The organism is Actinomadura nitritigenes (genome assembly GCF_017573545.1).
Taxonomy (GTDB): domain Bacteria; phylum Actinomycetota; class Actinomycetes; order Streptosporangiales; family Streptosporangiaceae; genus Spirillospora; species Spirillospora nitritigenes.
Genome location: NZ_JAGEOK010000001.1, coordinates 326,010 through 348,526 on the forward strand (window position 1 = coordinate 326,010; position 22,517 = coordinate 348,526).

Consider the following 22,517-nt stretch of genomic DNA (forward strand, 5'->3'; position numbering starts at 1 on the left):
GCCGCGCGGCCGGGCGGGTCAGCCCCCGGCCAGCGGGACCAGCTTGATGAAGACCAGGTCGGGGTCGCCGGTGAGGTCGATCTCCTCGTCGAGGTCCTCGACCTGGCGGTCCCCGGCCAGCATGAAGAACCCGTTGCCGAGGAACGCCCGCTCGGCGATCTCCGCCTGCCGCTCCCAGTCGATGCGGCGGCCGTGCCGCATCCGGTAGCCGTTCAGCTCCGTCTCGGCGTCGTCCAGGCGGACCAGGCCGTTGAACCGGGTGGACGGCCGGGCGTTGAACCGGGCGACCTCCTCGCGGACCCGGAGCCGGATCAGCTCGCGGACGGTCATCCGCGCGGGCAGCCCGCCGACCTCGAACGCGGCGACGGGCGTGCCGGTCGCGGTCTCGTCGCGGAACGTCACGGCGGTCATCGGGCGCCTCCCTTGAGCTGGGCGAGGATGGACTCGTCGGTGATCTCGCCGTCGGCGGCGAGCAGGAACGCCTTGCTGAGGATCAGCGACAGCCGGCCGTCCTCGAACGGCAGGAACACCGTGCCGCCGGCCGTGCGCCCGCTCGGGACGATGCACAGGTAGGCGTCGTCCGGCTCCATGAGGATGTTCGCCGACCCCAGATGGATCTTGTAGGTGCGCAGGTCGCCGCGGACGACCAGGAACCGGCCGTCCAGCGAGCACCGGCCGGCGATCCTCGTGCGGGGCAGGATCCGCTCCAGCGCGTCGCGGCGGGCGGCGGCGCTCTCGGTCAGCTCCGCGAACCCGGACCGCTCCCAGTACCGGCGCGGCTCGCCGTCGCCGCTCCACTCCGGGTCGGCGGCGATCGAGGTGACGCCGACGAACAGGTCGACGTCCCGCATCGCCTCGCTGAACACCAGCGGCGGGACCTCGGCGAGCGGCGCGGCCCGCCACGCGCCGCCGTCCCGGCGCTCGAACGAGACCCGGTCGGTGCCGGCCAGCACCAGCTCGTCCTGCCAGTCGGCGAGGACGTGCGCGAACCGCGCCCGCCACTCCCCCGCGCCGAGCACCCGCACCGCCTCGTCCTCGTGGCCGTCGTCCCACGGGCCGAGCAGGCTGCTCGTCCAGCCGCGCGCCCGGAACAGGGCGAACATCCTGCGGTAGTGGACGAGATGCGCCGCGAAACGGTTGGAGTAGGTGCCCGTCCGCTCCTCGGCGGGCGTGAGCAGGTACACCTCGCGGAACGCCTGCTTGAAGGGCTGCCGGATCCGCCGCTCGACGAGCAGGTCGCGCCAGGCGCGCACCTCGTCCGGGGCGGAGCGGAGCGGGTGCCACAGCCGGACGCCCGCCGCGTCCGGCGCGTCCGGGACGCCGCCCGTCTCGGGGAGCACCGTCCGCCACTCCCCCGGCGCCTCCTCGACCTCCCAGAGCAGCCGCCGGACGGTCGGGCCCGCGACCGGGTGCCGGGCCAGGCCGTCCCGCCACCGGCCGAACTCATGGACGGCACCGGCCGTGAACCCGGCCTCCAGCGCCCGGACGAGGGTCGTCAGGTGCGCGTCGACCCGCTTGGCGAGCTCGCGCAGCTCCTTGACCTCGGCCTTGTGGTCGCGGCGGACGGCCGCGGGGACGCCCTTGAGGGCCTTGCCGTCCTTCTCGAAGACCAGCACGGCCTTCTCGCCGGCGGTGATGACGGCGGTGTGAGCGCCGAGGTCGCGGCGGTACGCGCCGTCCGGGCCGAAGCCGAGGTCCGGGAGGCGGAGCGCGACGTCCGCCCGCTCCGCCAGCGCCGCCTCGACCCTCTTCAGCATCTTGTCGAGCTGCTTGGGCACCCCGGCGTGCCGGACGGAGCCCCGGACCGTCCGGATCGTGGTGACCAGCTCGGGGATCGGGAAGTCCTGAGCGGCGCGGACGATCTCGTACAGCAGCGCCTGCGACGGCAGGGTCTTCGCCTGCGTCGGCGCGACGGACACGTCCGGGAGCAGGCGGGCGAGCAGCGCGGGCAGCCACGGCTCGTCCCGCAGCAGCGCGATCCGGGCGGCGTGCCCGAGCGCCTTCACCTCGCCGGACGCGAACGCCTTGTCGGCCCGGTAGGGGACGGTCCCGTCCTGGATCGCGCGGGCCCGCTCGGCCGCCGCCTTCAGCGCGCGGCGCGCGAACCCGGCGTAGGCGGGGATCCCGGCCGCCCTCTCGGCGGCGTCCTCCGCGGTCGGCGGGCCGGTGTAGGAATCGTCGGCGGCGAACTCGGCGACGACCACGCGCTCCTCCGCGCCCAGCCCCGCGATGACGTCGATCTCGTCGCGCGCGATCGGGCCGGCGCCGTCCGCCAGCCGCGCCGCGACCTCGCGCAGCGGGCCGGATCCGGCGACACCGGCGAGCGCCAGCAGCGCGTACGGCTGGTCGAGCCGCCCTTTGTCCAGGAGGAACCGAACGAGGGTGCGCGCCTGACCGGCGACATCCGGCCACGGCCCCGTGCAGCGCAGCAGCGCCCCGGCGCCGAGCCGCACGTCCGCCCATTTGCGCTGCTCCAGGCCCTGGACGAGCGCGTCGAACATCCGGCGGCACGCGTCCGGGGTGTACCTCGGCTGCCGCTCCCTGCCCTCGCCCTCGACCGCGAACCGGACGCTCATCGACACCGGCGCCTTCCCCACCGCCGCGTACGCGGCGGGCACCAGCGTGCCGAGGTCCTCGTCGGAGATCCGGGAGACGTCGGCGTACCAGCCGTGGTACTCCGCGTCCTCCGGCGCCGGGTCGGTCATGGCGCGCAGCATCCGCGCCGCCGGGCCGTCCATCAGAGCCCCGTCCTGATCCGCCGCAGCAGCGGCTCGTCCGTGATCTTGTGGTCGGCGGCGAGCAGCACCGCCTTGGTGAGGATCAGCGACAGCCGCTCGTCCTCGAACGGCAGGAACAGCCCGGACTGCCCCTTGCGGCGCGACGGGACGACCCGCAGCAGTGTCCCCTCCGGCTCCATCCGCACGTGCGCCGTGCCGAGATGGATCCGGTAGGTGCGCAGCTCCCCCCGGACGTCGAGGAACCGGTCGCCCAGCGCGCACCGGTCGGCGATCCTCGTGCGGGGCAGGATCCGCTCCAGCGCCGCCCGCCGCGCCTCCGCCGCCGCGCCCGGCCGCCCGAACGCCGCCTCCCGCCGGTAGTGCAGGTGGTGGCGGTCCTCGCCGTCCGGCCAGTCCGGGTCCGCGGCGATCGACGCCGCGTCCACGAACAGGCCGACGTCGCGCATCGCCTCGCTGAACACCAGCGGCGGCGCGTCGGCGAGCCCCGCGCGGCTCCAGTGCCGGCGGTCCCGGCGCTCGAACCGCACGTGCCCGGTGACGACGCGGTCCCCCTGCCCCGCCGCCTCCGCCGGGTCGTAGTGCAGCACCGCGCGCCACCCGCCGCCGAGGACGCGCCGCGCCGCCGGCGGGGCGCCGCCGTGCAGCCGGCCGCGGTGGTCCGGCCGCCAGCCGCGCTCCCGGAACAGCTCCCGCAGCCGCGCGTACCGGACGATGTGCCCCGCGAACCGGTCGGACCGCAGCGCCCCCTCCTCGTCGGGGCCGAGGGCGCAAACCTCCCGGAACGCCTGCTTGAACGCCTGCACCATCCGGTTGTCGATCACGAAGTCGCGCCAGGCCCGCACCGCTGCGGGCCGCGCCCGCGCCGGATGCCACAGCCGCACCGGCGCGGCGTCGGCGGGGACGGGCAGCGCCCGCCCGTCCACCGTCACCAGCACGCTCTCGCCCGGCGTCGCCGCGTGCCAGACCCCGTCGGGGTCCTGGAACTCCCAGATCAGGCCGCGGGCGACGGCGCCGCTCACCGGGTGGTCGAGCCACTCGCGCCGCCACGCGCCGTGCCGCCAGGACCGCCCGTCCGCCGCCATCAGCGCCTCGGCGCGGGCCCGCTCGTCCGCGAGGGTGCCGCGCACGCCCTTCGCGAGCGCCTTCAGCTCCCGGATCTCCGCGGCGTGCGGGACCTTCAGCGCCCCGGGGACGGTCGGCAGCGGATACCCGTCCGCGCCGACGTAGGTCAGCCGCACGGTCAGCGGGTCCTCGATCGTGAGGACGGCCTGGTAGCCGCCGACGTCGCGGGCGAGGGACCCGTCCCCGCCGAGACCGTGCGCGGGCACGTCGGGGACGCCGGTCGGCTCGGGGACGCCGGGCGCGCCGGGCGCGCCGTCGTCGGTGGGCGGGGCCGCCGCGGGCCCGGGCCGCGCCGTCGCGGTCCGCGTCGCGATGGGCCGCTTCCGCGTGGGCCACGGGCCGTCGAGCGCGGCGAGGTGCGCCCGGAGGTCGTCGAACATGTCGCGATCTTGGCAGATCCTTCCGCCCGAGCCGGGCCGTTCGGTAAGGATCATCGCGACGGTGACAGCTGGCGGAGGATCGTCTCGTCGCTGATCCGCGCGTCGGCGGCGAGCAGGAACGCCTTGCTGAGGATCAGCGAGAGCCGCTCGTCCTCGAACGGCAGGAACACCGTGCCGCCGGCCGTGCGGCCGCCCCGCACGATGCACAGGTACGCGCCGTCCGGCTCCATCAGGACGTTCGCCGACCCCAGATGGATCCGGTAGGTGCGCAGGTCGCCGCGGACGACCAGGTACCGCCCGTCCAGCGAGCACCGGTCCGCGATCCTCGTGCGGGGCAGGATCCGCTCCAGCGCCGCGCGCCGGACCTCCGCGCTCGCGGTCAGCTCGCCGAACGTCGCCGCGCGCCAGTAGGCGGCGTACCGGTCCTCGCCCCGGTCCGTCCAGGCCGGATCGGCGGCGATCGAGGTGACGCCCACGAACAGGTCCACGTTCCGCATCGCCTCGCTGAACACCAGCGGCGGGACCTCCGCCAGCGGCGCCCTCTCCCAGCGGCGACCCTGCCTGCGCTCGAACCGCACCTGGTCGGTCGCGGCGTACTCGGGCCCGTGGTCGAACCCCCCTTCGGCCGGCTCGTGGTAGAAGCAGGCCCGCCACGCGCCGCCGCCGAACTCGCCGCGGGCCTCGCCGTCGTGACCGCCGTCGTAGGAACCGAGGAAGTTGCTCTGCCAGCCCCGTTCCTTGAACAGCGCGTAGAGCCGGCGGTAGTGCACGATGTGCGCCGCGAACCGGTTGGAGTACGTCCCGGTCTCCTCCTCCGCCGGGGTGAGCAGGTAGATCTCCCGGAACGCCTGCTTGAACGGCTGCCGGACCCGGGCGTCCATGACCCGCTCCCGCCACGACCGGACCTCGTCCAGCGCGGCGCGCGCCGGATGCCAGAGCCGGACGTTCACCGCTCCGCCGTCCGGGCTCTCCATCGCGGCGCGCCAGGTGCCGTCCTCGCCCTGGAACTCCCAGATCAGCCCGCGCGCGACGGCCCCGGTGACCGGATGGTCGCGGTAGTGCTCACGCCACTCGGCGAACGGCCAGGACCGCGCGCCGTCCGACATGATCGCCTCGACGCGCGCCCGCTCCCCCGACAGCGTCCCCCGGATCTCCTTGGCGAGCGCCTTCAGCTCCTTCAGCTCGCCGGCGAACCCGTCCTTGACCGCCGCCGGCGCCGTCCTGGACGCGCGCCCGTCCGCACCGGTGAACGTGAGCCGCACGGTCGCCGCGTCCTCGATCGCGATCCGCGCGACATGCTCCCCGAACTTGCGCTCCAGCGCACCGTCCGGGCCGAGCCCGTGGGCCGGGACGCTGCGCTCGACCAGCTGCTCGGCGGTGATCCCCTGCCGTTCGGCGGCAGCCAGGAGCGCGGTGCCGATCTGCTTGCGCAGCGCCCGGTCCTTGATCTTCGCCTGGAGCCGCCCGAGCTCCGCCAGCGCCGCGGGGTCCTCGACGGCGCCCAGGGCGTTGATCGCCGCCCCCGCGAGCTTGAGATCCTGGATGAAGCCGGAGCGGTCGGCCCCTGCCCGCAGCGCGAGCGCGCCCAGGAGCGGGACCGCCTCCGGGCCGCCGGTCAGCGTCGCCGCCCACACCGCACCGCGCGCCAGGTCCCGGTGGTTCTGGTGGACGAGGTAGTGGTAGTGGTAATCGCCGCTCGCCCAGTCGGCGTAGCTGCCGTGCTCCCGGCTGCACAGGGGCTCGCCCTCGCCGAGAAGCCGCAGGCACTCGGCCGCCGCGGCGCGCGCACCGGCCTCGTCGATGAGCGACACGCACGTCCGCCGCCACTTCCCCGAAGGCCGGGGCGACGACAGCCCCGCCAGATGCCGGACGAAGTCCGCCCACGTCCGGCCCGGCGGCGTCTCCGGACGCTCCCGCAGCGGCGCCGCCCAGGGCTCCTCGCCCGGAACCAGGCCCTCGGGAAGCACCGCCGGGTCCACGCCGGCGAGCAGGCTCCGGAGCCGCTTGGTCAGCGAACCCTGCAGGTGCGCTCCTGCATCGAGCTCCAGGACCTGCTTGTGGGCCCGGTGCAGCCACGGCGCCACCGCGGCGACGCCCTCGGCGTCGAGCCGCTCGGCGGCCGTGAGCACCTCCCCGAGCGCCTCCGCGCACCAGAAGTCCATGTCGTACTCGAAGACGCGCTCGATCATGACCGCGACCTCGGCGGGCGTCCAGCCGCGCACCCGCGCCACGAGCGCGCCGACCTCCCGGCGGTACTGCCAGAGGGTCACCTCGTCGAAGCGGGCCGCGAGGAGGAGGCAGAGCACCGCGTCCCTGCCCTCGGCGTCGCCGCAGAGCTCCAGCCGCCGGTCGATCTCGCGATCGGTCGCCCGCAGCGCCGCCTCGTGCTTCCCGTACCCGCCCTGATCGTGAAGGGGATGGAGGCGCAGGGCCCGCGTCTGCTGCAGCTGCCGGTCGAGCAGGTCGACGAGGGCGCGGCCGCGGGTCAGGGCGGCGAAGCGGATGTCGTCGAGGGCGTCGCCTTTGCGCGCCGCCGCTACGAGGGTGTCGTAGAGCATGGCCGTGAGGGTGGCAGGGAGGACCGACAAAACGGCGACCGGGCGTCTGGTCAGTGACCTTCCGGTCACCTACGCTCGGGGCAACGGGACAGAACGAGATTCGGGACGGCCCATGGCGCACAGCGTGGTGATCATCGGAAGCGGGTTCGGCGGGATCGGCATGGCGATCCGGCTCCGGGAGGCCGGCGTCCATGACGTGGTGATCCTGGAGAAGGCCGACGGCCTCGGCGGCACCTGGCGCGACAACACCTACCCCGGCGCCGCCTGCGACGTCCCGTCCCACCTGTACTCGTTCTCGTTCGAGCGCAAGACGGACTGGACGCGCCGGTTCCCGCCGCAGCCGGAGATCCTCGACTACCTGTGGCACTGCGCCCGCAAGTACGGCCTGCTCGGCAGGATCCGGTTCGGCACCGAGGTGACCGAGGCGCGGTTCGACGAGGACGCGGCGCTGTGGCGGGTCTCCACGACGACCGGCGAGCTGGACGCGCGGGTGCTGGTGTCGGCGTGCGGGCAGCTGAACCGGCCCGCGCTCCCGCCGATCGAAGGCCGCGAGTCGTTCGCCGGCGCGAGCTTCCACTCCTCCCGCTGGGACCACGGCACCGACCTGCGCGGCAAGCGGGTCGCGCTGGTCGGGACGGGCGCGAGCGCGATCCAGATCGTCCCGGAGATCGCGAAGGAGGCGGCGGAGCTGCGGCTGTTCCAGCGGTCCGCGCCCTACGTGATCGAGAAGCCGGACCGGCCGTACCGGGCGTGGGAGAAGGCCGTCCTGCGGACGGTGCCCGGGGCGTACGCGCTGAGCCGCGCCCGGATCTACGCGATGTTCGAGTCGCGCGCCCTCGGCTTCGTCAAGTACCCGAAGCTGATGGGGCTCATGGAGAAGGGCTTCCGCAAGCACCTGGAGGAGCAGGTCGCCGACCCGGCGCTGCGCGCCCGGCTCGTCCCGGGGTACCGGATGGGGTGCAAGCGGATCCTGCTGTCCGACACCTACTATCCGGCGCTGAACAGGCCGAACGTCCATCTGGTCACCGATCCGATCGAGCGCGTCACGCCGTCGGGCATCGCGACCGCGCGCGAGCACCACGACGCGGACGTGATCGTCTACGCGACCGGGTTCCGGTCCACCGACTTCCTGTCCCCGATGAAGATCGTCGGGCGGGACGGGCGGGAGCTGAACGAGGCGTGGCGGGACGGCGCGCAGGCGCATCTCGGCATCACCGTCAGCGGCTTCCCCAACCTGTTCCTGCTGTACGGGCCGTACACCAACCTCGGCCACAACTCGATCATCTACATGCTGGAGTCGCAGTTCCGGTACGTGCTGGGCTGCGTGGAGGCGCTGCGCCGCCACGGCCTGGACTGGATCGACGTGCGGCCCGACGTGCAGGACGCGTTCACCCGCGAGATGCGGGAGCGGATGCGGACGACGGTGTGGGAGGCGGGCTGCCAGAGCTGGTACATGACCGCGGACGGCAGGGTCGTCAACAACTGGCCCGGGTTCACCTTCGCCTACCGCAACGCGACCCGGCGCCCCGATCCCCGGCACTTCACCGCGCGGAGGGCTACCGCCCGGTAGGCGGCAGGCTAGGCTCGGGGGCATGCCGACCGCCTTCATCACGGGCGCGACCGCGGGCATCGGCGCCGCGTTCGCCCGCCGCCTCGCCTCCGACGGCTTCGACCTGGTGCTGCTGGCCCGCGACACCGAGCGGCTGGAGCGGGCCGCCGCCGATCTGCGCGAGCGGTACGGGGTGCGCGCCGAGGCGCTGACCGCCGACCTGGCCACCGAGGCGGGCCTCGCCGCCGCCGAGGACCGCGCCCGCGAGGGCGTCGACCTGCTGGTCAACAACGCGGGGTTCGGCCACAACGGCGTGTTCCTCGACGTGCCGGTGGCGAACGAGATCACGATGCTGAAGGTGCACTGCGAGGCCGTCCTGCGGCTCACCCACGCGGCGCTGCCGGGGATGCTGGAGCGCGGCCGGGGCGGCGTCGTCAACGTCGCGTCGGTCGCGGCGTTCGCGAACCGCGGCACCTACGGCGCGTCCAAGGCGTGGGTCGTCAACTTCAGCGAGGGCGTCGCCGCCGACATCCGCGGCCGCTCGCGGGGCCGGGTCCGGGTGATGGCGCTGTGCCCGGGCTTCACCCGCACCGAGTTCCACCAGCGGGCGAGCATGGACATGTCCGGCCTGCCGGAGTTCATGTGGCTGAAGGACGCCGACGTCGTCGACGCGGCGCTGCGCGACCTGCGGCGCGGCGTGCAGGTCAGCGTGCCCGGCGCGCAGTACAAGGCGATCGTGGGGCTCAGCCGGCTGGTGCCGCGCGGGCTGGTCGCGCGGGTGTCGTCCGACACGGGCCGTCACTACGATTGATCAAGTAGTCAAGTGTCACGGTCTTGTCACCCGGAGTCCGACGGGGCATGTTGGACTTCCGGCGGTTCTCAGGCGCGCGGAACCCCGGTTCCGCCCGCCCGCAATCCGCCGAGAGGTCCCCGATGGGTCACGACCTGGGTTACGCCGCCCTCGCTCTGATCGCGACCACCGTCTACTACATCGCCTTCCTCGTCTTCCGTGTCTCCGCGCGCCGGATGGAGCCGCTGAGGGGAAGCCGCCCGTTCCGCGTCGCCCGGCTCATGCTCACCGATCCGGTGTGGCTGGGCGGCGGGCTGCTGCTGTTCCTCGGCCTCGGCTACGAGGTGGTGGCGTTCCAGCAGATGCCGCTCGCCGTGGCGCAGCCGATCTTCGCGGTCAGCCTGGTGTGCCTCGTCGGCTACGCCGTCTGGTTCCTCGACGAGCGGCTCAGCGCCCGGGAGTGGGCGAGCGTCGCGCTGTTCGTGCTGGCGACCGTGCTGATCGGGCTGTCGGCCACCGGCGACGGCACCCCGGAGGCGAAGGCCACGCTCGCCGGCACGATCGAGTCCCCCTGGACGATGCTGGCGATCTGCTCGCCCGCCGTGATCATCGCCGGGCTGGTGTGGCTGGTCGGGGACCGGCGCGCCGGCGGCCGGCACGCCCGCAAGCTCGCCGGGGTCGCCTACGGCATCGGCGCCGGCGCCTGCGCGGGGCTCGCCGAGGCCGGCATCCGCGGCATCTCGCTCGTCTACGCCGACACCGGCAGCCTGCGCGCCGTGCTGGAGTCGGCGTACCCGTACCTCACGCTCGGGCTGGCCGCGATCGCGCTCGGGCAGCTCCAGATCGCCCTCCAGCGCTGCCGCGTCGCGATCGTCGCGGTGGTGCTGACCGTCATCGGCCGCACCTACCTCATCGTCAGCAGCACCGTCCTGTTCGGCGAGGAGTGGCCACGGGACGCGCTGCCGTTCCTGCTGCGCGCCGGCGGGTTCGTGCTGGCGCTGGTCGCGCTGGTGACCTTCCCGCGGTACGAGGAGCCGGGCGCCACCCGGTCGCTGCCGGCGCGGGCTCCGCGCCGGAAGGGCGTGCGCGCCCTCCCTTGATCCCCTACATTGCCGGAATGGCCCCCTTCCTCCCGTCGTCTCCGGGCGCGGCGCCCCGCAGGGCGCGCGCCCGGAGGACGGCGCCGGGCCGGGCCCTCGGCTCGGCCGCGCTCGCCGCGGCCGCCCTCGGCGCCGCCCTGCTGCCCCTCGCCGCCTCCCCCGCGTCCGCCGTGGTCGGCGGCGCGCCCGCCTCCGCCGCCTCCTACCCGTGGCTCGCCGCCGTCGGCTCGCCGGTCTTCTTCGTCCGCCCGGCGGGCCAGTTCTGCGGCGGCGTCCTCATCGAGCCGGACCGGCTCCTCACCGCCGGGCACTGCGTGTCGGTGCTGCGCAGCGTCCCCGGCCTGCTCAAGGTCACCTTCGGCCGCGACGACCTGTCCGGCGGCGGCGGCGAGAGCGTGTCCGTCACGTCCGTGAAGCTGCACCCGAAGTACAGCGAGACGTCCTTCAAGGGCGAGACGGTCAGCCACCACGACCTCGCCGTCCTCACCCTCTCCCGGCGGGTGGACCGGCCGACCGTCCCGCTCGGCTCCCCCCGGTCCGCCACGACCGGCGTGGTCGCCGGCTGGGGCACCACGTCCGAGTCCGACTGGTTCAACACCCGGCTGCGCTCCGCGCAGGTGCCGCTGCCCGGCGACGACGCCTGCAAGAAGGCCTACGGCGGCTCCTACGACGCGTCCGACATGGCGTGCGCCGGATCGCCGAAGGCCGACACCTGCCAGTTCGACAGCGGCGGCCCCCTGCTGGTGGGCGGCCGCGTCGTCGCCCTCACCTCCTGGGCCTACGGCTGCGCCAAGCCCGGCTACCCCGGCGTCTACACGCGCGTCACCGACCTGCCCTAGCCGCCCGCGGCGCCCGGCCGGAAGCGGGCAGCGGTTGGCGCCGCGGCCCCGCGTCCGGCGATGCTGTGACGCATGCGCGTATTGGTGACGGGGGCGGCGGGTTACATCGGTTACGCGGTGGCGCGGCGGCTGGCGGCCGCCGGGCACGACGTCGACGGCCTGACCCGGCGGGACGCCGAGCTGCCGGACGGGGTGCGGCCCGTCCGCGGCGACATCCTCGACCCGGGCTCGCTGCCGTCCGGGCCGTACGAGGGGGTGTGCCATCTCGCGGCGCTCACCCGCGTCCGCGAGTCGTTCCGGGAACCGCTGCGCTTCTTCACCTCCAACGTGCAGGGCACGGTCAACGTCCTGAACGCCGCCGCGGGGGCGCGCGTGGTGTTCGGGTCGACCGCCGCCGTGTACGGGACGCCCGAGCGGCAGCCGATCCCCGAGACGGAGGCCAGCGCGCCGTCCAACCCGTACGGGGCGTCGAAGCTGGCCGCCGAGCAGGCCGTCCGGTACCACGCCCGGACGGGCGCGATCGGCGCGGTGGTGCTGCGGACGTTCAACGTCGCGGGCTCGGTGGACGGCCGGATCGACCCGGACGAGAGCCGGCTGATCCCCAAGGCGCTCGCGGTGGCGGCGGGCCGGGCGCCCCGACTGGAGATCAACGGCGACGGGCTCGCCGTCCGCGAGTTCCTGCACGTGGACGATCTCGCCGCCGCCTACGTCGCCGCGCTGGAGGCCGTCGGCCTCGGCGAGGACCGCGTGTACAACGTCGGCGGCGGCGCGGGGACGGCCGTCCACGAGGTCGTCTCGGCGGTCGAGGAGGTGACCGGGAGGCCCGTCCCGACGCTGCGGCGACCGCCGCAGCCGGAGCCGCCGGTGCTGGTCTGCGACGCCGCCGCGATCCGCGCCGAACTCGGCTGGCGGCCGGAGCGGACCGCCCTCCGGGAGATCATCCGGGGCTCGTGGTCCGCCCTGACCCGCGGGGACGGATAAACTCTCCAGCGTGTCCGACCCGAAGTTCGAAGTCCAGATGCTGCACGACCGTGTCATGATCAAGGTCGAGAAGGACGCCGGCGAGCGCCGCAGCACCGGCGGCATCGTGATCCCGGCGACCGTCGAGCAGGCCAACCGGCTGGTGTGGGGCGAGGTGTGCGGGGTCGGCCACCACGTGCGCACGGTCAAGGTGGGCGACCGCGTCCTGTTCCACCCCGGCGACCAGTACGAGGTCGAGATCCAGGGCGAGAACTACCTGGTGATGCGGGAGCGCGACCTGCACGCGATCGCCAGCGAGCGCCCCGAGCACGGCACCGGCCTCTACCTGTGACGCCGCACGGCCTCTGACGGCGGGAGGGCGGGGCGCGGGACGGTCCGGCCGTCCCGCGCCCCGCCCTTCCGGTCGGGCGGTCAGGTCTTCGCGACGGGCGTCCCGTACACGCTGACCTCGGTGAGGTGGAAGGTGAAGTTGGCGGTGTTGCCGAGGCCGACGACGCGGACGTAGCGGGCCTCGGCCTCGGTGTTCATCGTGTCGCCCGCGTCGGTGGCGGGATCGGGGCCGTTGCGGCCGCCGAGGGTGAACCAGTGCTCGCCGTCGAGGCTGCCCTCCAGCCGGTAGGTGTAGTAGCGGGTGCCGTCGACGTAGTTGCGGACGTTGACGCGGGACACCGCGTTGACGGCGCCGAGGTCGACGCGCCACCACGTCTCGCCGTAGGTGAGCTGCCCGCCCCAGTACGGCGAGTTGGCGCGGCTGCCGTCGTTGGCGGCCTCGGGCGGCCGCCCGGCCTCCGACGACAGCGCGGTCACCGGCTTGCGGAGGCTCTGCAGCTGGTCGCCGGACCCGTCGCGCGACGTGTCGGGCGCGCCGGTGACGCCGCCGTCGAAGCGGGCGATCGCCTCCTGCCCGGTGTGCCGGTTCACCGCGCTGACGAACATGCCGACGTCCTCGGCGCCCGACGCGCCGGACACCGTGCCGGAGCCGACGACGGTCCAGTTCTCGCCGTCGGAGCTGCACGAGCCGGTCATGCGGTCGCCGTCCCGGCGCAGCCGCACCCGGACGTCGCCCGCGGTGAACCCGCCGACCTCGGTGACGTGGTCGAGCCCGCCGTCGCCGTCGGCGTCGTAGGAGAAGACGCAGCCGTGCTCGGGCGTGACGGCGATGTCGGCGTATCCGCCGGACCCGGCCTTGGTCAGGTCGGCGGCGGCGACCAGGCCGGCGCGTGAGTACGGCGAGGCGCCGTCCAGTTGCGTCACCTTCGTGGCGACCGCCTGCCCCGAGGCGAGCCCTCCTTCGCTGTAGACGGTGGCGAGCTCGTTGGTGGAGCCCCAGACGTCCTCGCCGCCGGCGGCGATCCCGATCGTCCCGCCGTCCTGCGCGAACTCGGCGGGCGCCGAGGCTGCGGTCTTGAAGGGCGCGCCGATCGTGCTCCCGCCGACCATCAGCAGGGAGTGCGCGCTCGCCTGCTCGGACCCGCCGTTGCCGCTGCGCCAGGAGACGGTCGCGTCCAGGCCGGGCAGGGCGCCCGGCTTCGCGTCGGCGGGTGCTGTCACGGTCCACGTCGAGGTGGTGGTGCCGCCTGGGGCGACATCGCTCCCGGAGGAGCCCGCAGCCTCGCGGACGGTGTAGCCGCGCGGTGCCGACAGCGCGAACCGGACGCCGCTCGCGGCGCTCAGCGTCGACTCGTTCGTGTAGGTCGCGGTGACGCGGACGGTGCCGCCGGCGGTGATCCCCTTGCGGTCGGAGGCGAGGGCCAGCGCGCCCGCGGGCTCCTCGGCGATCCGCGCGGCCAGCCGGTAGGCGTCGCCGTGCGGGCGGTCGGGGTAGCGGGTGCCGGCGTGGGCCCAGCTCTCGGCGACCGCGCGCCAGTCGATCTCCTTGGGCTGCGCGCCGGTCCTCATCGCGCGCTTCAGCTCGTCGAAGAACATCGTCCAGCGCTTGCCGTAGTAGCCGCCGACCAGGCCGTTGACCTCGCGGCGCGCGTAGTCCTGGAGGCCGGGGCTCTCGGTCTGCCACAGCGTGACGAGCGACTTGAGGTCGTAGTCGAGGGCCGCGGCCTCCTTCCGGTCCGCGGCCTGGCGGGCGGCCTCGCTCTGCCAGGTGCCGAGCAGGAAGTTCGGATCGGTGCCGAGGACCTGGTCCATGAGCCCGATCTCCGCCGTCCAGCGGTCGGTGAGCCGCTCGAAGGCGGCCCGGTCGCCGTCCCGGTAGGCGGCGCGGATCTTCGGCAGAAGCGACCTGCTGCGGTTGGCGAGGACCTGCCGGGCCACGTCGACGAGGTCGTAGCGGTACGCCTCGGAGCGCCGCAGCCGCGGGTCGACCTGGAGCAGCTCGCGCAGCGCCCGCTCGAACTCGGCCGGGTCGTACTGGAGGGCCGTGCCGGTGTCGTTCAGGCTCGGCTGGTCGTCGAACAGGGCGGTCACGTGCCGGGTGTCCTTGCCCGCCGGCCACGCGTAGGCGGTGCGGCCGATGATCCGCCAGGCCGCGACGGCGTGCGGATCGGCCGCGCCGTAGCGGGCGGCGGCGTACTCGGCGAACCAGGCGTCGATGTCGACCGGCCCGTCCACCCAGGGCATGTCGGTGAAGAACGCCACCGCGGCGGGGTTGTTGTCGATGGCCTCGGGCATCAGCGCGATGCCGTCCAGCGCGCTGCCCGGCTTGGTGCGCATGGCGTGGAACTTGGCGTTCCACACGGTGAGCCCGGCGCCGAAGTTCTGGTGGCCGCCGAAGTTCCAGATCGTCCCGAACGCGTACCGGGTGCCGAGGAAGTCCGTCTCGCGGTCGGTGACGCTCGGCTGCTCGGTGATGCCGTCCACGATGAACATCCGCGACCGGTCGACGGCCTGGAGGGTCTCCTTGCGGGGGTTGCTCTGCCAGCCGAGGATCACCCAGAGGGCGCCCGGGTGGGCGGCTTCGAGCGCGTCCTGTACGGCCTTCGACGCGGGCCCCACCGGCACCGATCCGGCCCTGCCGCCCTCGTGCAGCAGGTCCATCTTGTACATGGTGCTCTTGCCGTAGAGCTGCGTCTGCGCCTGGTAGAACGCCGCCGCGACCTTCCCGAACTCGGGCCCGGTCGGGTCGAGCCAGTCGGGGCGCTCCAGACCGTTCCACGTGCCCTGCGGGACGGTGTTCGCGCCCGGGTCGCGTGTCTCGAAGTCCGTCGGGACGGTGCCGTAGTAGCCGGGCAGGACGGGCGTCATGCCGAGTTCGCGGAGGCGGTCGACGATGCGCCGGGCGAGCGCCGCGCGGCCGTCGATCAGCTGCTGCGAGATCGGCGAGCCGGTGCAGCACATGTTCTGCAGCAGCCACCACGCCTGGTGGGCGGGTAGCGGGATCCAGCGCCGCATGTCCTCGGCGCTGTAGCCGAACTGCTGGAAGGCGCGCTGGTAGACGGCCTCCTGGCCCTCGTACACCAGCACCTCGTTGACGCCGTGCAGCGCGAGGGCGTCGATGCGGCGCTGCCACTCGTCCCAGCTCAGGTACGCGCCGGCGTAGCCCTCGTTGGTGTCGTTGAGCGCGAACCGGTGCGCGACGGAGGCGTCCTCCTCGATCGGCGCGGCCGGCAGCGGCAGCCGGGCGGGCAGGTCGAGCTGCGCCCCGCCGATCGCGTAGTCGGCGTGCGCGACCTTGCGCAGGTACCAGCCGAAGCCGGTGAGCTGGACGGCCGGGGAGGTCCCGGCGACCACCAGCCGGCCGCCGGCGGCGGAGATGCGGAACCGGTCGGCGCCGGTGCCCTTCTCGATCGTCTGGAGGGTGACCTGCGCGGCGCGCTGCCTGCCGAGGATGCGCTCCAGCGCCCGCGCCGCGGGCCCGGTCTGCGAGGCCGGGGCCGGCGCTCCGGCGGGGCCCGTCCGGGCGGCCGCCGGCGGCGCCGCCCCGGCGACCGGCACCACCAGTGCCGCCGCCGCCGCGACGGCGAGCATCCGTGTGCGCCGCCCGGCGTTCCGTCGTCTTCCCCGTGGCCTTGCCTGTCGTCTGTCCGGTCTCCGGCCCAACACCATGGCGGAACCTCCACCGCGCGGGGGTTTGTTAAAGTCCTTGCAATACCAGGACGAAGTTCATAATCAATGCGCGGGGCCCTCCGGTCAAGGGGTCCGGACGATCTTTCGGAGGGGCGATGGGAGACCAACGGGCGGTCGGGACCCCGGTGCTGCGCCGCCTCAACACCGCCGCCGTGCTGCGCGCGGTGCGCGACTGCGCCCCCGAGCCCGTGCGGCTGGCCGAGCTGGTCAGGCTGACCGGCCTCACCCGCCCCACCGTGGGCCAGGCGGTGGACGACCTGGTCGAGGCCGGGTGGCTCCAGCAGCACGACCCGGCCGCGGCGTCCCCGCAGGGCGGCCGCCCCGCGGTCCGCGTCTCGCTGCGCGGCCGCGCCGCCCCCGTGCTGGGCCTGGACGTCGGTCCCCACACCGTCAGCGCCGGGATCGACGACCTGGCCGCCCACCGCCTCGCCGCGGTGCGCCTCCCCGTCGACCACACCGGGGCCGGGCGGCTGCTCGGCGTCGTCGACGAGGCGGTCGGGCGCGCCCTCGCCGAGGCCGGGCTCGGCGCGGACGAGATCGCCGCCGTGGTCGTCGCGACGCCGGGGATCGTCGACCCCGCGTCCGGCCGGATCCTGCTGGCGCCGAGCGTCCCGGGCTGGACGTCGGTGAACCTGTCCGAGCACCTCCAGGGCCGCTTCGGCTGCCCGGTCCAGGTGGAGAACGACGCGAACCTCGCGGCGCTGGCCGTCGCCGGGGAGCGCAGCGGGGCCGGCACCCTGCTCGCCGTGCAGTGGGGCGAGCGGCTCGGCGCCGGCGTCGTGATCGGCGGCCGGCTGCACCGCGGCACCGGGTCCGCCGGCGAGATCGGCTTCATCCGGCAGCCCGGCGACGTCCCCGACACCGGCGACGGCCGGGGCCCCCTGGAGCGGGCCATCGGCGCGGAGGCCATCACCGAGCGGGCCCGCCGGGCCGCCCGCTACCGTCCCGGCACCGCCCTCCGGGCCGACGGGCTCGACGCGGCCGCCGTCTTCGCCGCGGCCGCCGGGGGCGACGAGGCGGCCGTCGAGGTCGTCGACGAGGTGGCCGCGTCGTTCGCGCGCGCCATCGCCCCGGCCGTGCTCGTCCTCGCCCCCGACGCCGTCGTGATCGGCGGCGGCGTCGCCCGCGCCGGGTCCGTGCTGCTGACGGCCATCACCCGGCATCTCGGCGGGCTGACCCTCACCCCGCCCGCCGTGGAGTTCTCCGGACTGGCCGAGGACACCGTCCTCACCGGCGCCCTGCGGCTGGCGCTCGACGAGGTCTGGGGGCGGCTCCCCGTCTGACCGGTCGCGGCGCGCGGGACGCGGGGGTCACCACTCGGGCGGGCGGTGCCGGATCCACGGGTCGGCCGCCTCGACCTGGGCGCACAGCGCGAGGAGCGCCGCCTCCCCGGCGGGCCTTCCGACCAGGCTGACGCCGACCGGCAGGCCGGCGCCGGTGCGGTGCAGCGGCAGGTTGGCGACGGGCTGGCCGGTCATGTTGTAGACGCTGGTGAACGCGCTGAACGCGCTCTGCCTGCGCAGGTTGTCGAGGGGCTCGGTGTCCTTCTCGTCGAAGAACCCCACCGGCTGCGGCAGCGCCGCCAGCGTGGGCGTCAGGACGGCGTCGTAGCGGGCCGTCGCCTCGATGGACGCGCGGGCGGCGCGCTGCATCCCGCCGACCGCGGCGGCGAAGGCGGCGCCGTCCATCCGGCGGCCGTACGCGCGCCAGGCGCGGGTCACGGGGCGCAGCGCCTCCTCCGCGCCCGGCTCGACGGCGGGGCCGAGCGACTGGACGCTCCAGACGGTGACGAAGTGGTCGGAGACCTCGGGGCCGAACGGCGTGGGGATGTCCTCGACCTCGTGCCCGAGCCCCTCCAGCACGCGGGACGCGTGCTCCCACGCTTCGACGCAGGCCGGGTCGACCTCGACGCCCGGCGCGGCGGGCTCGGCGTAGCGGCCGATGCGCAGCCGTCCGGGTTCGCGGCCGGCGTGGCCGAGGAAGGTCTCGCCGTCCGGGAGCGGCGGCGCCCAGTGCGGGTCGCCGGGCATCGGGACCGCCATCAGGTCGAGCATCGCGGCGGCGTCCCGGACGCTGCGCGCCAGCGGCCCCTGGACGGCGAGGCCGCTCACGTCGGCGCCGTCCGGGCCCGTGCTGATCCGGCCCCGGGACGTCTTGAGCCCGAAGAGCCCGCAGGAGCTCGCGGGGATCCGGATGGAGCCGCCGCCGTCACTGCCGTGCGCGACGGGCGCGAGGCCGAGCGCCACGGCGGCGGCCGCGCCGCCGCTGGAGCCGCCGGCGGCGCGGTCGCGGTCCCACGGGTTGCGCGCCGGGCCGGCCAGGTCGTTGTCGGTGTAGCAGCAGAGCCCGAACTCGGGGGTGTTGGTCTTGCCGAGGCTGATCATGCCGCCGCGGCGCAGCAGCGTCACGAGGTGCGCGTCGCGGTCGGGGACGTGGTCGGCGTAGGCCCGGGAGCCGTAGGTGGTGCGCACGCCGGCGGTCGGGGTCAGGTCCTTGATCGCGGTGGGCACTCCGGACAGCGGTGTGCGGGCCCCGCCCGCCGCCGCTCCGTTCGTCATCGCCTCGGCCTGCGCGATCGCCTGGTCGGCGGTGACGGTGAGGAACGCGCCGTAGCGATCGTTCAGGCGCTCGACGCGGTCCAGGTAGTGGCGGACCAGTTCCGCCGGGGAGACCTCGCCCGCCCGTACCGCCGCGGCCTGTTCGAGTGCGGTGAGCTCGTGCGGTTCCGTCATGCGCGCCTTCCCTCGACGGCGGGGAGCGGCGTCCGCCCCGCGATGCCACGATCACCGCCACCCTAATACCGACCGGTCGGTATGTCAGGAGGGGATCGGCGCGCACCCCGGCGCGGCCGGGATCGCGCGGGCCGGATCAGGCGGGCCGGATCAGGCGGGGCGGATCAGGCGGGGCGGATCAGGCGGGGCGGATCAGGCGGGGCGGATCAGGCGGGCCGGGACAGCGCCGCGGCGACCTCGGCGGCCGGGGCGTCGGCGAGCAGGATCGTGTAGTGGTTGGCGTCCGGGAGGGTGCGCACCGGGACGCGCTCGGCGATCGGCGCGGGATCGGGGTACAGCGGCACCGGCTGGTCGAGCATCCCGCGCCCGGCCCGCAGCATCTCCGCCGGCCGGCGCAGCCGCCGCCACGCGCCCGCGAGCGCGTCGCCGGTGAGCAGGTCGGCGGAGTCCTCGGTGACCGCGTCCAGCGAGACCCGGCTGCGCAGCTCCGGCGCCGCGCCGGTCATGTCGTAGTCGACGTAGGCCTCGATCGCGGGCGTCCAGACCGTGAAGGCCGGGTGCGCGCGCCAGAAGGCGCGGTTGGCCTCCAGGTCGGCGAACCGCATCCGCAGCCGGGCGGCGGCGGGGCCGATGGTGTCCGCGACCTGCTCCGCGGGCGTCCTGCCCGGCGCGACGGGCAGCGGCGGCCCGCCGTCGACCAGCACGATCCGCTCCACGCGGTCCGGGTACAGGTCGCCGAGGACGAGGGAGACGAACCCGCCCATCGAGTGCCCGGCGACGACCGCCCGGTCCATCCCGAGCGCGTCGAGGACGGCCGCGCAGTCGCGGGCGTGCGCGGCCATGCCGTACGGGCCGGGCAGCGCGCCGCTGCGGCCGCGGCCGCGCAGGTCGACGGCGGCGAGGGTCCCGCCCGCGGCGGCGAACCGGCCGGCGGCCGGCCCCCACGCCAGGTGCGACCCGGTGATGCCGTGGACGGCGAGGACCGACGGCGTCCCCTCGCCCCAGATCCCCACGGTGAGGCCGCCGCCGGGGACGGCGACGGCCGTCCTGCGATACCCGCTCATGCCGGGCAATCTACTCCGGCCGGGCGGGCTCAGCCCCGGATGGAGGGACGCCCGGCGATCAGGTCGCCCACCGCGGTGGCGAGCCGCTGGACGGGCCGCCGGTACCGGCGCTCGCGGGCCAGCGCGCGCCGCTCCTTGCGCGAGCCCGGCTTGTAGCGGCGCCGCGCCCACGGCGATCCGGGGCGGGCCAGCCGGACCGCCCCGACCAGCGCGACGATCCCGATGAACAGCCCGAGCAGGCCCGTCCACGTCTTGCCCTTGAGCAGGGCGACGACCGCGAGCCCGAGATCGACCAGCAGCACCGCCGCGATCCCCCACCCGCCGCCCGTGTCACCGGAGCTCGCGAAGGCGTCCGCGCCGACCGGACGCAGCCCGAGCAGCAGCAGCCCGCACAGCGCCACCGTCACGAACACGACCTCGACCGACAGCCGCCCCTGCTCACTCCAGTAGACGTCCTTGAGGTGGAAGACCAGGGCGAACTCGTCCAGGACGAGGGCCATCCCCACCCCGAACAGGGCCGCCGCGCCCGCCGCCCACCCGGACGAGTCGTCGGTCACCGCCAGCCCGCCGATGCCGCCGACGCACATGAACACCAGGCCGAACACGACATGGTGGATGTGCCGGCCGCCCGGCGCGACGTTCCCGGGCCACCACCGCGCCTGCCGCCGGATCATCCGGACGCTGAACCGGATGAACAGGAACCCGGCGATGAACGCCACGAAGAAGCAGAACAGCCGGAGCCTGCCGGTGTCGGCGATCTCCCGGGTGAACCACGCGCCCATGCCGGGCACGTTCCCGCTCCCGCGCAAAGGCAGGGCAGACGCCGATCAAAAGGGGCGGCCGCGCGCCGGCGGGCGCGCCGCGGTCACTTGCTGGGCTGAGGCGTCTCGCAGTGGACCTTCGGGTTCGCTCCCACGTAGTTGAGCGGGCCGGCCACGATCGTGACGAGGACCGTGCCGACCTTGGCGCAGCTGGCCTTCCGGTCGTCGTAGTAGTGCCGCTGGCCGGCGGCGATGGCACCGATGACCAGCCAGATCAGGACGATGGCGGTTCCGACGCGCACGGCTGCCTCCGGGGGGACGGGGCCGCCGCGCTCTCCTGGTCGGGTCATGATCGGCGGCCGGGGGTGTCTGTGGTGTGCCCACTCGGAACCGGACCTAACGTCCCCCGCCACCGCGCCGCGCTCCGCCACCGCGCCGCACCCGGCCACATTCCGGCAGGGCGCAGCCGCCCTCGCCGGGAACGGGCGGCGCTCCACGCTCGTCGAAACGTGTCGGACCATCCACGAGCACGGAGGACGGACATGGGCGACGACGTCGAGCACGACAGGTCGGGCCAGCTCAAGCAGATCGAGAGCGGGCTGCTGCCCGGCGAGCAGGTCATCGCGGTCTACGACGCGATCGGCACCGGCACCGGGTTCGTCGGCCTCACCGACCGGCGGGTGATCATCCAGGACAAGAGCTTCGCGGGCAAGAAGTACGCGATCACCAGCATCCCGTACTCCAGGATCACCTCGGTCAGCGTGGTCAGCAACAGGTCGTGGGCGGGGCCCTACTTCTCCTCCGGCTCGATCGCGATCAACGTCGGGACGATCTCCTACGAGGTCGAGTTCCGCGGCGCCGACAAGAGCCACCACGTGCACAACGTGATCCTCGACTTCATCTCCCGCTGACCGCCTCCGCGCCGGAGCCGGTGCCCGCCCCTCCCCGGGCCGGGCACGGCCTCCGGCGCCCCGGGATCGATGGTGGCTTTCCGCGACGTCGGACCTGCGCACGGTGATCGCGATCCACTAGGCTGGAGGCTCCTCGACCCACCCCCGCTCCCAGTCGAGGGGACACCATGACAGACCGCCCTGCCCCCGGTCCCGGCTTCTCCGGCGCCGCCCTCAACCGCATCTACGACTACTCGCTCGGCGGCAAGGACAACTACTGCGCCGACCGCGCCGTCGCCATCGAGGCGTTCGGCTCCTTCCGGGCCGCCCGGCTGCTGCCCCGCGAGAACCGCAAGTTCCTGCGCCGCGCCGTCCGCCACATGCTGGACGAGGGCGTCCGGCAGTTCCTCGACGTGGGCTGCGGCCTGCCCGGCAAGGGCAACGTGCACGAGGTCGTGCACGCCCGCGACGCCGCCGGCCGCGTCGTGTACATCGACAACGACCGCGTCGCCGTCGTCCACTACCAGGCGCTGCTGCACGCCGTGCCGAACGCGGCGGCGGTGCACGGCGACGCCCGCAAGCCGCACGCGATCCTCGCCGACGCGGAGGTCACCGCGCTCATCGACCTGAGCCGCCCGGTCGGCGTGCTGATGACCGCGACGCTCGACGCGATCCTCGACGAGGAGGACCCGGAGGCCATCGTCCGCGCGTTCACCGACGCGATGGCGCCGGGCTCGCACCTGGCGATCTGCGACTTCACCGGCGACGCGATGACGCCCGCCGAGCGCGCCCTGAAGGACCGTATCGTCGCCGAGAACGGGCTGGTGTTCACCGCCCGGCCCCGGTCCCGGATCGCCGCGTTCTTCGACGGCCTGGACCTGGTCGACCCCGGTCTCGTGCCCGCGCCCGAGTGGCGCCCCGACCGCCCGCACGAGCCCGCGACGGGCTGGCTCGTGGCGGGCGTCGGCCGCAAGCCCTGACCCCGGCGGCGGC

The 22,517-nt window shown here is 74.8% G+C and carries 18 protein-coding genes; 9 read left to right on the top strand and 9 right to left on the bottom strand.

The window, feature by feature from the left end; genetic code table 11:
* Positions 1-18: 18 nt before the first annotated feature.
* The 4 genes from J4557_RS01280 to J4557_RS01295 are packed head-to-tail and all read right to left on the bottom strand — an operon-like array spanning position 19 to position 6,798.
* The gene (locus J4557_RS01280; RefSeq protein WP_208264424.1) at positions 19-411 is read right to left on the bottom strand and encodes a hypothetical protein; all 393 of its coding nucleotides are present in this window, start codon (positions 409-411) and stop codon (positions 19-21) included.
* A complete protein-coding gene (locus J4557_RS01285; protein ID WP_208264425.1) occupies positions 408-2,738 on the bottom strand; it encodes a DUF4132 domain-containing protein in 2,331 nt (776 codons plus the stop codon). Before J4557_RS01285 ends, J4557_RS01280 begins: the two co-directional genes overlap by 4 nt.
* Positions 2,738-4,240, bottom strand: coding sequence for a DUF4132 domain-containing protein (locus J4557_RS01290; protein WP_208264426.1), 1,503 nt, complete (start codon positions 4,238-4,240; stop codon positions 2,738-2,740). The genes J4557_RS01285 and J4557_RS01290 overlap by 1 nt, the downstream gene beginning before the upstream one ends.
* A gap of 50 nt (positions 4,241-4,290) precedes the next feature.
* Complete coding sequence (locus tag J4557_RS01295; protein WP_208264427.1) at positions 4,291-6,798, bottom strand: DUF4132 domain-containing protein; 2,508 nt, start codon at positions 6,796-6,798, stop codon at positions 4,291-4,293.
* Between the two features lie 112 nt (positions 6,799-6,910).
* Between J4557_RS01295 and J4557_RS01300 the strand changes: the two genes are divergently transcribed.
* The 6 genes from J4557_RS01300 to J4557_RS01325 all read left to right on the top strand — a co-directional run bounded on the left by J4557_RS01300 (position 6,911) and on the right by J4557_RS01325 (position 12,388).
* Complete coding sequence (locus tag J4557_RS01300) at positions 6,911-8,368, top strand: flavin-containing monooxygenase (protein WP_208264428.1); 1,458 nt, start codon at positions 6,911-6,913, stop codon at positions 8,366-8,368.
* A gap of 22 nt (positions 8,369-8,390) precedes the next feature.
* Positions 8,391-9,158 (top strand): SDR family NAD(P)-dependent oxidoreductase, encoded by a 768-nt coding sequence (locus tag J4557_RS01305; RefSeq protein ID WP_208264429.1) that lies wholly within the window; start codon positions 8,391-8,393, stop codon positions 9,156-9,158.
* A 122-nt stretch (positions 9,159-9,280) separates the two neighbouring features.
* Entirely contained in the window at positions 9,281-10,237 is a 957-nt protein-coding gene (locus J4557_RS01310; protein WP_208264430.1) for a DMT family transporter, read from the top strand.
* Between the two features lie 17 nt (positions 10,238-10,254).
* The gene (locus J4557_RS01315) at positions 10,255-11,076 is read left to right on the top strand and encodes a serine protease (RefSeq protein WP_208264431.1); all 822 of its coding nucleotides are present in this window, start codon (positions 10,255-10,257) and stop codon (positions 11,074-11,076) included.
* Positions 11,077-11,148: 72 nt separating this feature from the next.
* Complete coding sequence (locus J4557_RS01320) at positions 11,149-12,057, top strand: NAD-dependent epimerase/dehydratase family protein (protein WP_208264432.1); 909 nt, start codon at positions 11,149-11,151, stop codon at positions 12,055-12,057.
* A 10-nt stretch (positions 12,058-12,067) separates the two neighbouring features.
* Positions 12,068-12,388: a GroES family chaperonin gene (locus J4557_RS01325; RefSeq protein WP_208264433.1), complete on the top strand. Its 321-nt coding sequence runs from the start codon at positions 12,068-12,070 to the stop codon at positions 12,386-12,388.
* Positions 12,389-12,468: 80 nt separating this feature from the next.
* Here the strand turns inward: J4557_RS01325 and J4557_RS01330 are convergent, their stop codons facing one another.
* Entirely contained in the window at positions 12,469-15,978 is a 3,510-nt protein-coding gene (locus J4557_RS01330) for an alpha-N-acetylglucosaminidase TIM-barrel domain-containing protein (RefSeq protein WP_208264434.1), read from the bottom strand.
* Between the two features lie 194 nt (positions 15,979-16,172).
* On the opposite strand from J4557_RS01330, the gene J4557_RS01335 reads away from it, so the two are divergent.
* The gene (locus J4557_RS01335) at positions 16,173-17,360 is read left to right on the top strand and encodes an ROK family transcriptional regulator (RefSeq protein ID WP_208264435.1); all 1,188 of its coding nucleotides are present in this window, start codon (positions 16,173-16,175) and stop codon (positions 17,358-17,360) included.
* 27 nt (positions 17,361-17,387) lie between these two features.
* On the opposite strand, the gene J4557_RS01340 is transcribed toward J4557_RS01335, so the two are convergent.
* The 4 genes from J4557_RS01340 to J4557_RS01355 form a co-directional block, all read right to left on the bottom strand.
* Complete coding sequence (locus J4557_RS01340) at positions 17,388-18,809, bottom strand: amidase (RefSeq protein WP_208264436.1); 1,422 nt, start codon at positions 18,807-18,809, stop codon at positions 17,388-17,390.
* Positions 18,810-19,015: 206 nt separating this feature from the next.
* Positions 19,016-19,873 (bottom strand): alpha/beta fold hydrolase, encoded by an 858-nt coding sequence (locus J4557_RS01345; protein ID WP_208264437.1) that lies wholly within the window; start codon positions 19,871-19,873, stop codon positions 19,016-19,018.
* Positions 19,874-19,902: 29 nt separating this feature from the next.
* The gene (locus J4557_RS01350) at positions 19,903-20,655 is read right to left on the bottom strand and encodes a hypothetical protein (RefSeq protein ID WP_208264438.1); all 753 of its coding nucleotides are present in this window, start codon (positions 20,653-20,655) and stop codon (positions 19,903-19,905) included.
* An 83-nt stretch (positions 20,656-20,738) separates the two neighbouring features.
* The gene (locus J4557_RS01355; protein WP_208264439.1) at positions 20,739-20,936 is read right to left on the bottom strand and encodes a hypothetical protein; all 198 of its coding nucleotides are present in this window, start codon (positions 20,934-20,936) and stop codon (positions 20,739-20,741) included.
* 240 nt (positions 20,937-21,176) lie between these two features.
* Between J4557_RS01355 and J4557_RS01360 the strand changes: the two genes are divergently transcribed.
* Positions 21,177-21,545, top strand: a complete 369-nt coding sequence (locus tag J4557_RS01360) for a PH domain-containing protein (RefSeq protein WP_208264440.1) — start codon at positions 21,177-21,179, stop codon at positions 21,543-21,545.
* 167 nt (positions 21,546-21,712) lie between these two features.
* The gene (locus J4557_RS01365) at positions 21,713-22,504 is read left to right on the top strand and encodes an SAM-dependent methyltransferase (RefSeq protein WP_208264441.1); all 792 of its coding nucleotides are present in this window, start codon (positions 21,713-21,715) and stop codon (positions 22,502-22,504) included.
* The last annotated feature ends 13 nt before the right edge of the window (positions 22,505-22,517 follow it).